The organism is Bifidobacterium sp. LH_230 (assembly GCF_056357555.1).
The window spans coordinates 1-11,988 of record NZ_JBKEWJ010000023.1 but is presented as its reverse complement, the minus strand read 5'-3'; the positions used below and the strand labels follow the sequence as shown (position 1 = coordinate 11,988).

At 60.3% G+C, this 11,988-nt stretch carries 14 protein-coding genes, 1 tRNA gene and 1 pseudogene; 6 read left to right on the top strand and 10 right to left on the bottom strand.

Annotated features, from left to right (window positions below):
* Nucleotides 1-117: 117 nt before the first annotated feature.
* Both AC1A0G_RS10205 and AC1A0G_RS10200 read right to left on the bottom strand, forming a co-directional pair.
* The gene (locus tag AC1A0G_RS10205) at nucleotides 118-486 is read right to left on the bottom strand and encodes a DUF488 domain-containing protein (RefSeq protein ID WP_476529457.1); all 369 of its coding nucleotides are present in this window, start codon (nucleotides 484-486) and stop codon (nucleotides 118-120) included.
* Nucleotides 487-788: 302 nt separating this feature from the next.
* Nucleotides 789-1,118, bottom strand: a complete 330-nt coding sequence (locus AC1A0G_RS10200) for a winged helix-turn-helix transcriptional regulator (protein WP_476529455.1) — start codon at nucleotides 1,116-1,118, stop codon at nucleotides 789-791.
* A 171-nt stretch (nucleotides 1,119-1,289) separates the two neighbouring features.
* On the opposite strand from AC1A0G_RS10200, the gene AC1A0G_RS10195 reads away from it, so the two are divergent.
* On the top strand, nucleotides 1,290-1,934 hold the full coding sequence (locus tag AC1A0G_RS10195) for an NAD(P)-dependent oxidoreductase (RefSeq protein WP_476529453.1): 645 nt from the start codon (nucleotides 1,290-1,292) through the stop codon (nucleotides 1,932-1,934).
* 555 nt (nucleotides 1,935-2,489) lie between these two features.
* On the opposite strand, the gene AC1A0G_RS10190 is transcribed toward AC1A0G_RS10195, so the two are convergent.
* From AC1A0G_RS10190 to AC1A0G_RS10170, 5 genes and pseudogenes are all read right to left on the bottom strand, one after another.
* Entirely contained in the window at nucleotides 2,490-2,972 is a 483-nt protein-coding gene (locus AC1A0G_RS10190; RefSeq protein ID WP_476529451.1) for a winged helix-turn-helix transcriptional regulator, read from the bottom strand.
* Between the two features lie 186 nt (nucleotides 2,973-3,158).
* Nucleotides 3,159-3,314, bottom strand: a pseudogene (locus AC1A0G_RS10185) (aldo/keto reductase); the annotation flags it as partial.
* A gap of 405 nt (nucleotides 3,315-3,719) precedes the next feature.
* Complete coding sequence (locus tag AC1A0G_RS10180) at nucleotides 3,720-4,400, bottom strand: DUF3800 domain-containing protein (RefSeq protein WP_476529450.1); 681 nt, start codon at nucleotides 4,398-4,400, stop codon at nucleotides 3,720-3,722.
* A gap of 220 nt (nucleotides 4,401-4,620) precedes the next feature.
* Nucleotides 4,621-4,708 (bottom strand) — tRNA-Ser (locus AC1A0G_RS10175).
* A gap of 368 nt (nucleotides 4,709-5,076) precedes the next feature.
* Nucleotides 5,077-5,496, bottom strand: a complete 420-nt coding sequence (locus AC1A0G_RS10170; RefSeq protein ID WP_476529448.1) for a glycerophosphodiester phosphodiesterase — start codon at nucleotides 5,494-5,496, stop codon at nucleotides 5,077-5,079.
* A gap of 411 nt (nucleotides 5,497-5,907) precedes the next feature.
* Between AC1A0G_RS10170 and AC1A0G_RS10165 the strand changes: the two genes are divergently transcribed.
* A complete protein-coding gene (locus tag AC1A0G_RS10165) occupies nucleotides 5,908-6,456 on the top strand; it encodes a hypothetical protein (protein WP_476529446.1) in 549 nt (182 codons plus the stop codon).
* 31 nt (nucleotides 6,457-6,487) lie between these two features.
* Here the strand turns inward: AC1A0G_RS10165 and rlmH are convergent, their stop codons facing one another.
* The 3 genes from rlmH to AC1A0G_RS10150 all read right to left on the bottom strand — a co-directional run bounded on the left by rlmH (nucleotide 6,488) and on the right by AC1A0G_RS10150 (nucleotide 9,598).
* Complete coding sequence (gene rlmH, locus AC1A0G_RS10160) at nucleotides 6,488-6,967, bottom strand: 23S rRNA (pseudouridine(1915)-N(3))-methyltransferase RlmH (RefSeq protein WP_476529444.1); 480 nt, start codon at nucleotides 6,965-6,967, stop codon at nucleotides 6,488-6,490.
* A 227-nt stretch (nucleotides 6,968-7,194) separates the two neighbouring features.
* Complete coding sequence (gene glf / locus AC1A0G_RS10155; RefSeq protein ID WP_476529442.1) at nucleotides 7,195-8,373, bottom strand: UDP-galactopyranose mutase; 1,179 nt, start codon at nucleotides 8,371-8,373, stop codon at nucleotides 7,195-7,197.
* A gap of 211 nt (nucleotides 8,374-8,584) precedes the next feature.
* Nucleotides 8,585-9,598 carry a ribose-phosphate diphosphokinase gene (locus tag AC1A0G_RS10150; protein WP_214372697.1) on the bottom strand — a complete coding sequence of 338 codons (1,014 nt, stop codon included), beginning with the start codon at nucleotides 9,596-9,598 and terminating at the stop codon, nucleotides 8,585-8,587.
* Nucleotides 9,599-9,848: 250 nt separating this feature from the next.
* Between AC1A0G_RS10150 and rpsF the strand changes: the two genes are divergently transcribed.
* From rpsF to rplI, 4 genes are all read left to right on the top strand, one after another.
* On the top strand, nucleotides 9,849-10,145 hold the full coding sequence (rpsF, locus tag AC1A0G_RS10145; protein WP_476529440.1) for a 30S ribosomal protein S6: 297 nt from the start codon (nucleotides 9,849-9,851) through the stop codon (nucleotides 10,143-10,145).
* Nucleotides 10,146-10,209: 64 nt separating this feature from the next.
* Nucleotides 10,210-10,884 (top strand): single-stranded DNA-binding protein, encoded by a 675-nt coding sequence (locus AC1A0G_RS10140; RefSeq protein ID WP_476529438.1) that lies wholly within the window; start codon nucleotides 10,210-10,212, stop codon nucleotides 10,882-10,884.
* 92 nt (nucleotides 10,885-10,976) lie between these two features.
* Complete coding sequence (gene rpsR, locus AC1A0G_RS10135) at nucleotides 10,977-11,225, top strand: 30S ribosomal protein S18 (protein WP_033890661.1); 249 nt, start codon at nucleotides 10,977-10,979, stop codon at nucleotides 11,223-11,225.
* A 19-nt stretch (nucleotides 11,226-11,244) separates the two neighbouring features.
* Entirely contained in the window at nucleotides 11,245-11,691 is a 447-nt protein-coding gene (gene rplI / locus AC1A0G_RS10130) for a 50S ribosomal protein L9 (RefSeq protein WP_476529436.1), read from the top strand.
* The last annotated feature ends 297 nt before the right edge of the window (nucleotides 11,692-11,988 follow it).

Here is an 11,988-nt window from a genome sequence, read left to right as displayed (position 1 = left end):
TGGGTATCACACCACCGGTGGCGCGCAATACCGTTCCGTCGCGCACGATCGCCGCAGCATACGTCATGTGTCGTGTCCGGTACAGGTTGCGCATGCCACCGCCGAGCGGCCGGATGGTTATTCTCCGGTGCGGCCGACGACGTCGTTCATGTAGTCGCGCAGGATGACCGCATGGTTAATCAGCGGGTCCTTTGCAGCATACAGGAGCGTAACAGCCCCGCGGGCTACGATGATGTCGCGCAGCGCGCCGACGGCCTCTGCGCTGGCGTCCAGTTCCGCCCGGTATTGTTCGGCGAACTCATCAAAGCGCGCCGGATCATGGCCGAACCACTTGCGCAATCCGGGCGACGGCGCGATGTCCTTCATCCACAGATCGAGGGCGGCGCGCTCCTTGCTCATGCCGCGCGGCCACAGCCTGTCCACCAGCACCCTGTAGCCGTCACCGGATTCCGGCTCGTCGTAGATGCGTTTCACCATGATGTTCACGCCACCATCATCGGACCATGAGACAGGCAAGTCAATGTGCCGCTCGACTTCGGCTCCGTCATTGCCGTGATGTGCGGAACGCGGCGGCCTTTCGCGTCCTTACGACACCCGCATTTTCGTTAGATGGAGTACGCGACACATCTTCTCAAGGCCGACATTACGGGCATCTCATGCACCGGTGCCCGAGCTTTGCGCTGACGCCTCAATGTAACGCAGAGAGATTCGACTAGACGATGAATACCGAAGCAACAAGCTTCTCTCATTTGTCACCGGCTCAGAGACGGATACGGTGCAGCAGCAAGTTAGGCCGCGAGCTTGGCCTTGTAGTCTTCGCCCCAGTCCCATAGGGCGTCGATGACGGTTTTGAGGCTGCGGCCGGTGTCGGTCAGGGAGTATTCGACGCGCGGCGGCACCTCGGGGTAGACCTTGCGGTGCACCAGCCCGTCGGTCTCCATCTGGCGCAGGTTCGAAGTGAGCACCTTCTGCGAGATGTGGCCGATCGAGCGGCGCAGTTCGCTGAAACGCTTGGTGCCGGGCAGCAAGTCACGCACGATGAGGATCTTCCATTTGTCGGAGATCAGCGTGAGCGTCGTCTCCACAGGACACGCCGGGAGCGTGTTGACATCGACCATGAATCAGCCTCCTCAAATCGTTGGAATTATCCAATAGTTCCATTTAGGTAACTATGGCACTTTATGGTGCCTTCTTCCATTTTTATCAGTACGCCAATATCGTACTGTCACAACGGCGGAAGCACAAGACCGCCAAACACAACGAAAGACCACATCAGCAAGGAGCACCCCATGACCAAGCGCATCGCAGTCGTCGCCGCCAACGGCAAGTCCGGCCGTCTCATCGTCAAGGAGTCCGTCGACCGCGGCCTCGACGTCACCGCCGTCGTGCGCGGCGAGAACAGGACCGTCGCCCCGCACACGCTGACCAAGGACCTGTTCGACCTGACTGACGCCGACCTCGCGGGATTCGACATCGTCGTCGACGCCTTCGGCGCGTGGACGCCGGACGCCCTGCCGCAGCATTCCACCTCGCTCAAGCACCTCGCAGACATCCTCTCCGGCACAGACACACGCCTGATCGTCGTCGGCGGCGCCGGCAGCCTGTACCTTGACCCGGACCATACGCTGCAGCTGAGCCAGGCCGACACCTTCCCGGAGTCGTTCCTGCCCCTCGCCAATGCGATGGGCGCGGCCCTCTCCGAATTGCGTGAGCGCGCTGACGTCAAGTGGACATACGTCTCCCCGGCCGCCGACTTCCAGGCGGACGGTCCGCGAACGGGCGAATACGCGCTCGCCGGCGAGGAATTCACCACGAACGGAACAACCGGTAAGAGCGAGATCAGCTACGCCGACTACGCCATCGCCATCGTCGACGAAGCCGTCGCGACGCCGTCCGAGGCGCACGTCAACGAACGCATCTCCGTGCGCTGGTAGGCGACATCGAACCCGCACGCCGACGTTGACGTCGTGTATCGATGCGATGCACGACGTCGATAGACCGTATCTTGCAGTTGTAGGTCTTCGTGGCGGCAGACTCCAGAATCAGGAGTCTGCCGCTATTGCAATTCCACCATTTTCCGATGCCGATGATCCAGAACGAACCGCCGCCACCGGTAACCAGACCCTACAACTGCAAGATACGATCCAAGCGATACGAATGTGGCGGAATTGCATTGGCGCGAGTCGCCCCGGACGGATCGGGAAACGCTCATGTATGCACTTACATGAGGTACGGGAAAACGATCCCGCACAGCCTCGGCGCCACCCCGCCCGAACTACCTGGAAACGCGGCGATTCCGCCGTTGTGCCGGAATTCGAGCATGAAAAAAGGATTTCGGTGAAACGCCGAAATCCTTACCGCGCGAAGGATACGAGACCTCAACCTTCAGGCCGGCTCCGCCTTACTGCTGCTTGGAGTTTATGGGATTCGCACGCTCGCCGCACCACCTTCATTACCACGTCCACGGCGTGTCGCGACGGGCCCTCACGTCATTCACGGGATAGTTGCGATGGGGTGAGGATGCGCCATGTGCCGCGTCTGTCCGAACCTTCGCGAGTGATGAGTCCGTTTCCCCTCATCGTCTGAAGCGCACGCCATACCGTGTTATAAGACACGCCCAGCGCGGATGCTGCTTGTCGGTAAGTGAGCGACGGATTGTCTCCAATCAGGTTCAGAAGACGCTGTTCCCGTTCCTTCAGCCCATTTACAGTCCCATCTGGGTCAGTTGCCTGCTCATCAGTTTCATTCAGGTCGCGTTCAACCTCATCATGAGCAGGTACATCATCCGCGGCAACGTCACCTTCCACCCAGTGCACCGGCACGAACGCCTCGAACACGTCGCCGTCGTCGAGCACAGGGTCCTTGCCGGAATATGGCTTCGAGTACTTGTACAGATTGCGCATGCCGCTGCCAAGCTCGTCGGCAAGACCGATGTTGCGGAAAAACTTCGCGATGAACGGATTCTTGGACACCGGCTTGAAGCTCGTGATGGCGAGCTGTCCCTGAAAAAATCGCCTTGGGCGCATTCTCCGGTGACGTGCAGCACCGCACCGGCGCTTGACGCGTGCTCCCTGCCGTTGGTCGAAACAGCAGGGAGCACATCATACTGTTCAAATAGCACGACGACCTCTGATCGTCACTATCAAACCAACGTCACCGGATTCGTTGAAGTACGACTGTGCGGTATCGATATGGCGGTAGCCGGCTTCGATGGATTCGCGCACGCAGCGCGCCGTGTCGTCCTTGTCGATTTGGAAGACGCCGTAGCCGGTCTTCGGGATTTCGACGCCGTTGTGCAGGATGATGGTCTCCATGATGACTCCTTCGGATGATGTTCGCGTGGTTGTTCGATGGTTCCATACGCTACGATCCGGTAGTTGCTACCGGTCAAATCGCAACACGCCGGTAGATACTCCCGGTGGAAACAACCGGTGCGATGACGGACGACGAACAGCAACGAACGACAGATGACCGAAAGCCGGACGGAGTTGCGAGGGGAATCGGAGGCCGGTCTATGACTGGCGAAACGGAGCGCCTGTACACGATGAAGGAGGCGTGCGAGCGCAGAAGTCTGATTCCATCCGCCAACAGCCTGCAAGCCGCGCGAAAGTCAGCCCAATATATATTCGAGCACCCGGCTTCCCTCTTCCATTCTCCAGCCGGGTTAACCTCGCTGTGGAGCATAACGCCCTGAAGCATGTATGAACCCGTGCGTCAAACTACCGAGATGATAGAAGATGCTTGCGAACTTTCTTCAGGTAGTTCTTCTTAAATGTGCGCGCAGTGCCGAAGAATCGCTCATCGGTGGCCGTCTGTTCGTGGTTCTCATATTTGCGCGCGGTCAGTTCGACAGTGCAGATGAAGTCAGCCGCTTGAGCGAGCCGATAGTCAGTCGGTGAGCCTTGACGATACACGATGGCCTGTTTTGAGAGCGCGTACTCCACCGCACCGCGAATGGCCTGCGTAACGAGGCTTTGACCGCCGTCGTAGTACACCTTGACAGCGTCGAAACATTGGAAAAGATCAAGATGGTCGAATACGATGTTGACAATATCCCGTTTGATGCGTAGGCCCAGCTGCTCCAAAGTCGAGTAATCGTCCTTCCGATAGATCAGGGTCACGTATCGCACCGGAAGTTTGAACAGCATGGACAAGAAGTACGTGAGCAGCCGTTTACGCTGGCTGACGCTGAGATGCCGATAAGCGTCATGTCCATTCAACAGCGGCGATGTGTGCAGAGGAATGTTCGGCAGTCCAGCATTATGTAGCGCTTGTTCATACCCCTCGAACATGGGGATAACGGGATCGGATTGGTCGTGAAACACTAGCGTCAGCGCATAGTACTCGGACTGGAAGCCTTGCTCGCCGGATTCGTCCGCAAAGATTGAGCCGTCCGCCATCGCACCCTCCCGAAACAAAAATGCCGGGGGATTACCCCCGGCTACTGGAAGTCTCACATTACTGCGGACCTGTGTACCGCACACAGTATCAGATTTCGGCGAGCGCCGCAAAACGCGATTGGGAAGAACCGAAAGAAGCAGGCGACAGGACCGGCGAAACGTTGAGACTCCAACGTTTTCAGTATGAAAAAGGGTTTTCAGATTGCTCTGAAAACCCTGATGGCGGAGGATACGAGATTCGAACTCGTGAGGCTGTTACACCAACACGCTTTCCAAGCGTGCGCCATAGACCACTAGGCGAATCCTCCATTCGTGTTACCTCCGCGCGAACGCGTCAGCACACAATTTGGATATATTAGCACGATATTCGGAATTACCAAATCGGTTGGCGGAGGATACGAGATCCGAACTCACGAGGCCGTTCCACCAACATCACTAAAGGCATCCACAAAACCGCGGTTTTTCAACGATCAGCAGACCCGGCAAACCACTGATCCCCCTCATCACACAAAAACGGTCTTCGGCGTGTCGCACAACACTCCGAAGACCGAATCATCAGCCGAACCATCAGTCAGATCGCAGGCCGTCGGCAATCACCGCCACCAGACCACGCGACTAACGGACACCGGCCGACCGCCAGTGACCATCCAACCAACGGCAACCGTCCAGCCACCGATCAGTAGTTGTTCGAGCCCGGCCCCTCGAAACGCACCACGAAACCGCGCTCGTAGTGCAGGAACATATCCGCGCCGTAACGGTCCACGTCGCGGTGCGTGAACAGCATGCGGATCGCGAACGCGGTCTGCACATCCTCGGGCAGCTCCTTGAACGCCTTGTGCGCATCCCAGCCGGTCGTGGGCGAAACCGCACGGTCGGGCACGTACGCGTAGCCATAGCCGTCCTCGTTCACATACCCCATGAACGGCAGATCCCACGCGTTGTTGTCGGTCAGCGCCTGCTTGAAGTCCTCGACGGCGGCCAGCGCCTTGTCGCTGATGCCGAACTTCTTGGCGACCTTGTTGGCCTCCGCGGTCTTCGCGGCCGCGTCCTGACCGAACATCGACTCGTTCACGACGATCACTTGATCATTTGCCATGATTGTTCCTTTGTCTGCATGACATTACCAGTTGCGTAAACCGAACATGAACATGTTATATATAACATGTAAATCATTCGGCCTATTACTACGATTATGATGTCACCTTGCGTGACAGCTCTTACGATACCGCTGATCATATGTGCGAAAATCCGTATGATTGTGCTGTTTTACCTGCCGAACATCAACATGCCGCACATCAACTCATTGATACGTATGCCATATCAGCCGATGTTCACTTGCACAATATCTCACAATCACCATGTTCGCTTTTCTTGTGCGTCGGCGTGTCGACTGTGAGATTCACATGGATATAAGGTGGCGAAGTTGCGTACATACGCCGTTTCTTACCGACCGGTAGCGAACAACGCGGTACGCTCGGTGCAGTTGTGTGACAGTAGGGAGACGAGCATGGCCGAAACCGGAGACCAGCGATGGCGCGTGGACAGCATACGCGACACGTCGATGCAGACCCGTCTGATTCCGCTCTCCGATCTTGAGGACGAAGGATTCGACGTCGCCGGCGACTCCGCAGCCCCTGCGTCACCCGCGGCCGAGGATGCGCCCGCTCCCCCGCAGCCGCTCCCGCCGAGTTTCTTCCCCACCAACACCGGCCGCATGCGCCCGATCATCGTCGCGCAACCGGCTGACACCGCGCCGGCAACACCCACGGTCGCGGCACCGACCGCAGCGCAACCGGCACGCGCCGCCCATGTTAGCGCCCCGCAGACCGCGCCGTTCAGCTCCGTCGCCTCTCGCACATCGTCGGCGGCCGCGAACACATCCGATTCGCTGGCCCGAACCGTGCGTTCTGATTCGGCCGCATCGGTCGAATCAACCGGTTCAGCAACATCGACCGACGCAACCGGTTCACCGGACTCCGCGGCCGACCAGCCGCCGGCCCGCGCCCCGCGCATCAGTTATTCGCTGCAATATCGCGCACTGCATCCGCGCGACTGACGGCCGGCCAGCAAAGCTCAGCCGCCCGCACTTACTTGTGATACGGCTCGTGCGCGTTGATCTTATACGCACGGTAGATCTGCTCAAGCAGGATGACCCGCATGAGCTGGTGCGGGAACGTCATTTTCGAGAAGCTCAGTTTGTAGTTCGCACGACGCAGGATCGCATCATCCAGTCCGATCGAGCCGCCGATGACGAGCTGGATGTGACTTACACCGCGCAGTCCCAGCTGGTTGATTTCGTTCGCCAGACCTTCCGACGTGAGCATATTGCCATCGATCGCAAGAGCGATAACGTATGCACCATCGCGCAGATGACGCGCGATCCGCTCGCCTTCCTTGGCTTTGATCTGCCGTTCGACGCCCTCGCTCGCACGCTCGGGGGTCTTCTCGTCGGTGACCTCGATGATGTCGAGCTTGCAGTAGCGACTTAACCGCTTGCTGTACTCGGCGATGGCGTCGCGCAGGTACGATTCCTTGACCTTGCCGACGGCGATGATGTCGATCTGCATGATGCTCCCCTCTCGATCCGATACTCGATTATTACATCATGCCTTCGCGTATGGCACAGCCGAGGCGTCCTTGCCTATTGGTCATTTCAGTCGAGACAGCCTACTTATCTGTCGTTTCGACCGAAGCGAAGCCGAGCGGAGAAATCTTCAGGCGTTTGTTGCATCCGTAAGATTTCTCCGCTCGCTGACGCTCGGTCGAAATGACACAAGGAACGGGACGACGCGGGTCACTTCGCGATGAGCGGGAGCACCTGCTCGTCGAACGCGGTGAGCGCCGTGTCGATCACGTTGTGCATGTCGTAGTACTTGTACGTGCCCAGGCGGCCACCGAACACGACCTTCGGCTCGGCCGCAGCCTTCTCGGCGTACTTCGCGTACAGCGCCTTGTCCTCGTCCGTGTTGATCGGGTAGTACGGCTCGTCGCCGCGCTCCGCGAAGCGCGAGTACTCCTCCCACACCACGGTCTTGGAGTGGTTCTGCGACTCGTAACGCTCCGGGTTGAAGTTCTTGAACTCGATCGCGCGGGTGTACGGCACGTCCGCGTCGGAGTAGTTCATCACCGGGCAGCCGAAGTGGTCGTCCTCGTCGTAGCGCACTTCCTTGAAGTCGACCGTGCGCCACTTGAGGTCGCCCAGCTCGTAGTCGAAGTAGCGGTCCACCGGACCGGTATACACGACCGGCACGCCCGCGGCGAGCAGCGCCTTCTTGTTGTACGGCTGCGACTCGTCGAAGAAGTCCACGCCCAGCTCGACCGTGATGCGCGGGTCGTCGATCATGCGCTCCATCCACGCGGTGTAGCCGTCCTTCGGCAGACCCTCCCACGTGTCCTTGAAGTAGCGGTTGTCGTAGTTGAAGCGCACCGGCAGTCGCTTGATGATGTCGGCCGGCAGGTCGGCCGGGTCGGTCTGCCACTGCTTGCCGGTGTAGTTCTTGATGAACGCCTCGTACAGCGGGCGGCCGATCAGCTGGATGCCCTTGTCGTTGAGGTTGGCCGGGTCGGTGCCGGCCAGCTCGCCCGCCTGCTCCTCGATGAGCTTGCGCGCCTCGTCCGGCGTGTAGGACGCGCCGAAGAACTGGTTGATCGTGCCCAGGTTGATCGGCAGCGGGTAGACCACGCCGTCGTGCGTCGCGTAGACGCGGTGCACGTAGTTCGTGAACTCGGTGAAGCGGTTCACATACTCCCACACGCGCTTGTTGGACGTGTGGAACAGGTGGGCGCCGTACTTGTGGATCTCCGCGCCCGTCTCCTTGTCGAAGTACGAGTACGCATTGCCGCCGATGTGGTCGCGCACGTCGATGATGTGCACGCGTGCGCCCGCACGCTCGACCGCCTGCTGCGCCACGGTCAGGCCAAACAGGCCCGCGCCGACGATCACCAAATCCGGATACTGCACGTTGTCCGCCATATCTCACAACCTTCCATACAGGATGTTCGTTTCCCCAGCAGTCTATCGTATGGGGCTATCGAACGCGTTTTCTCCCGGATGCACATCGCTGCGCACGTTCGCATCGTCGCGCACGTTCGCACGACCGCGTACGTTCGCATACGCAAAGACTCCCCCGACCGCAGTCAGGGGAGTCCCGTCAATAATCAGCGAATCCGCAACCCGCCAATCATCACGCATAAATATTGCGCGGCCGCATGTCCGCCGGCAGTCCCTCCAGCAGATGCATGACCGAACGCGACTCGAACACGGACCGGATGCCCGCGGCCAGCAGCGGCGCGACCGACAGCACGGTCATGTTCGGCAGACGCTTCTCCTCCGGCACCGGCACGGTGTTCGTGACGATGATCTCGCGCGCGCCGCAGTCGCGCAGTCGTTCGATGGCCGGGCCGGACAGCAGACCGTGCGTGGCGACCAGCGTGACCGAGGCGGCGCCCGCGTTGCGCAGCGTGCGCACGGCCTCGCAGATCGTGCCCGCGGTGTCGATCATGTCGTCGACGACCACGCAGTCGCGGCCGGCGACCTCGCCGATGATGCCGTGCGCGGTCGCATGGTTCGGGCGCGTCGTGTCGCGCGTCTTGTGGATGAACGCGAGCGGCAGGTTGCCGAGCTTGGCGGCCCACTGCTCGGACACCTTGATACGGCCGGCGTCCGGGGAGACGATCGTCGCGTGCTCCATCGGCACGTTGTTGCGCACGTAGTCGAGCAGCACCGGCGTCGCGGTCAGGTGATCGACCGGGCCGTTGAAGAAGCCCTGCTCCTGCGCGGCGTGCAGGTCGATCGTCATCATGCGGTCGGCGCCGGCGGCGCGGAACAGGTCGAAGATCAGGCGCGCGGTGATGGGTTCGCGGCCGAGGTGCTTCTTGTCCTGGCGAGAATAGCCGAGGAACGGCGCGACCACGGTGACGGAGCGGGCCGACGCGCGCTTCATCGCGTCGATCATGATGAGCTGCTCCATGATCCACTTGTTGATCGGATCGGTATGGCACTGCAGCACGAACGCGTCCGCGCCACGCACCGGCTCGGTGTAGCGCACGTACATCTCGCCGTTCGCGAAATCGTAGGCCGTGGTTTCGAGGACGTCGATTCCCATGCACCGCGCCACTTCGTGAGCCAGTTCGGGGTACGCGCGACCCGACACCAGCACGAGTCGCTTATCCGGTGTGCCTTCGAGAATCGCCGACATGATCCGCCTTCCACAATCGTCAGTCACCGCACGGCCGCAGCCGGACGGTCGAAAAATAGCCGTCTTCCAATATAACAACGGCACTGTATCCGACGTGCCGCACGACGCGCGCTCGACGCATGCGGGGCGCGGCCGGCTGTCGTGCGGTGACGATACTCTATACAGGTTGCCCGCACGCAGGTGCGGATGACGCGTATACACACTCCTGCCACGGAAAGTCCGTGGCCGAATAGTCCGAAGGAGGTGGGTGATGTCTGCGCATAAGTACGAACTGATGTTCATTGCCGATCCCGAGCTGGATGAGCGCGGTCTGAAGAAGCTGACCGAGCAGTATCTGGAACTCGTCACCAAGGAAGGTGGTTCCGTTGAGAACACCGATATTTGGGGACGTCGCAAGCTCGCTTACGAGATCGCCGGCAAGACCGAAGGCAACTACGTCGTGGTCAACTACACTTGCGAGCCGACCGTCAGCGACGAGCTCGACCGTGTGCTGAACCTCAACGAATCCGTGATCCGTACGAAGATCCTTCGTAAGGACGCCAAGTAAAGCTTTCCTCAGCATTACGCTGAACCGTAAGTAAGTAGCGTCAAACAAGTAAGAAGGTAACGTCATGGCAGGCGAAACGATCATCACCGTGGTCGGCAATCTTACCGCCGATCCCGAGCTGCGTACCATTGGCTCCGGCGCGACCGTCGCGAGCTTCACCATCGCCTCGACGCCGCGCACGTTCAACCGCCAGTCCGGCCAGTTCGAGGACGGTCCGGCGTTGTTCATGCGTTGCTCGGCATGGCGTGACCTGGCCGATCACTGCGCGCAGACCCTGACCAAGGGCATGCGCGTGATCGCCCAGGGCCGTCTGTCCCAGCGCTCGTATCAGGCGCAGGACGGCACGAACCGCACCGTGGTCGAGCTGACCGTGGACGAGATCGGACCGTCGCTGCGATACGCCACCGCTCAGGTGACCCGTACGTCGAGCGGCCAAGGCGGATTCGCCGGCCGCGCTCAGGGCGGATTCAACCAGAACGCCGGCAATGCCGGTGGTTATGGTGCCGGCAACGGTTATTCCGGCGGTGCCGGATACGCTGGTGGCAATGGTGGGTATCAGGGCGGTGCCGCGTACAACAACGGCGCTCCGACCCCGGCCCCCGCTCCCGTCCAGTCCGCACCCGCCCAGCAGGCCCCCGCGACCGATCCTTGGTCGTCGGATGCGTCCGCGAGCGGCGGATTCTCGACGTTCGGAGGCAGCACCGATTTCGGTGGCAACTCCGACGAGCCGGAATTCTGATCCCGCCCGATCTAATCGGATCACGCACTTACCAAGCACTGGTGAGCACTACTCACGAAGCGCATCAAACCTAACGTTTTAAGGAGAACATCATGTCCCGCAAGAGGCCGCAACCGCCGGTCAAGCCGTTCAAGAAGAAGCCGAACCCGCTGAAGGCTGCCAAGATCACCGAGATCGATTACAAGGACGTTGCGCTGCTGCGCAAGTTCATCTCCGATCGCGGCAAGATCCGTTCCCGTCGTATCACCGGCGTGACCGTGCAGGAGCAGCGCGAGATCTCGAAGGCGATCAAGAACGCCCGCGAGATGGCTCTGCTGCCGTACGCCACTTCCGGCCGCTGATTTGAGGAGGTAAAGGAACATGGCTGATACCAAGGTTATTCTTACCGCTACCGTTGCCAACCTCGGTCACTCCGGTGACGTCGTTGAGGTCAAGTCCGGCTACGCCCGCAACTACCTGTTCCCGCAGGGCCTTGCCTTCGCGTGGACCAAGGGCGCTGCCGCTCAGGTCGAAGCGATGAAGCGCGCTCGCCTGGCTAAGGCCGTCGCTACCCGCGAAGAGGCCGTCGCCGCCAAGGAGCTCATCGAGGGCACCACCGTCGAGATCGCCGCCAAGGTTTCCGAGTCCGGCAAGCTCTTCGGTGGCATCTCCGCCGACAAGATCGCGATCGCCCTGTCCGACAAGGCCGCCGTCAACCCGAGGAACATCGAGGTTGAGCCGATCAAGACCACCGGTGACTTCCCGGCCAAGGTCGCCCTGCACCCGGAGATCACCGCGTCCTTCTTCGTGAAGGTCGTCGCCGAGTGACCCTGTTCCGGCGGGCTCGTCTCGCCGGGACTTCCAGACTGGTGAATATACAGATATAACAGTCTGAGCTTAAGCATCTGCCCCTGTACGTGGTTTGCGCCGCGTACAGGGGCTTTTTCGTTGTGCGCTGCGGGGTTTCCACAGCTACAGGCAGTTATGAGGTGGCAGGAGCGTGCGAATGACGAGGTGCCTCATTTGAAAATGAGCGCGTAATCCGGAGTGGTGCCTCACCTGTGGTGAGCGTGAAATCCTAGTCCGCGTCGGCTTGTGGGGTTTCGTCGTCTTCCGGTTCGACGC

What these genes read in the sequence shown, in the direction of transcription:
- AC1A0G_RS10195 (WP_476529453.1), top strand. Translation starts at nt 1,290, where the DNA reads ATGACCAAGCGCATCGCAGTCGTCGCCGCCAACGGCAAGTCCGGCCGT.
- AC1A0G_RS10180 (WP_476529450.1), bottom strand. Translation starts at nt 4,400, where the DNA reads ATGGCGGACGGCTCAATCTTTGCGGACGAATCCGGCGAGCAAGGCTTC.
- AC1A0G_RS10170 (WP_476529448.1), bottom strand. Translation starts at nt 5,496, where the DNA reads ATGGCAAATGATCAAGTGATCGTCGTGAACGAGTCGATGTTCGGTCAG.
- rpsF (WP_476529440.1), top strand. Translation starts at nt 9,849, where the DNA reads ATGTCTGCGCATAAGTACGAACTGATGTTCATTGCCGATCCCGAGCTG.
- AC1A0G_RS10200 (WP_476529455.1), bottom strand. Translation starts at nt 1,118, where the DNA reads ATGGTCGATGTCAACACGCTCCCGGCGTGTCCTGTGGAGACGACGCTC.
- rplI (WP_476529436.1), top strand. Translation starts at nt 11,245, where the DNA reads ATGGCTGATACCAAGGTTATTCTTACCGCTACCGTTGCCAACCTCGGT.
- rlmH (WP_476529444.1), bottom strand. Translation starts at nt 6,967, where the DNA reads ATGCAGATCGACATCATCGCCGTCGGCAAGGTCAAGGAATCGTACCTG.
- AC1A0G_RS10150 (WP_214372697.1), bottom strand. Translation starts at nt 9,598, where the DNA reads ATGTCGGCGATTCTCGAAGGCACACCGGATAAGCGACTCGTGCTGGTG.
- AC1A0G_RS10140 (WP_476529438.1), top strand. Translation starts at nt 10,210, where the DNA reads ATGGCAGGCGAAACGATCATCACCGTGGTCGGCAATCTTACCGCCGAT.
- AC1A0G_RS10165 (WP_476529446.1), top strand. Translation starts at nt 5,908, where the DNA reads ATGGCCGAAACCGGAGACCAGCGATGGCGCGTGGACAGCATACGCGAC.
- glf (WP_476529442.1), bottom strand. Translation starts at nt 8,373, where the DNA reads ATGGCGGACAACGTGCAGTATCCGGATTTGGTGATCGTCGGCGCGGGC.
- rpsR (WP_033890661.1), top strand. Translation starts at nt 10,977, where the DNA reads ATGTCCCGCAAGAGGCCGCAACCGCCGGTCAAGCCGTTCAAGAAGAAG.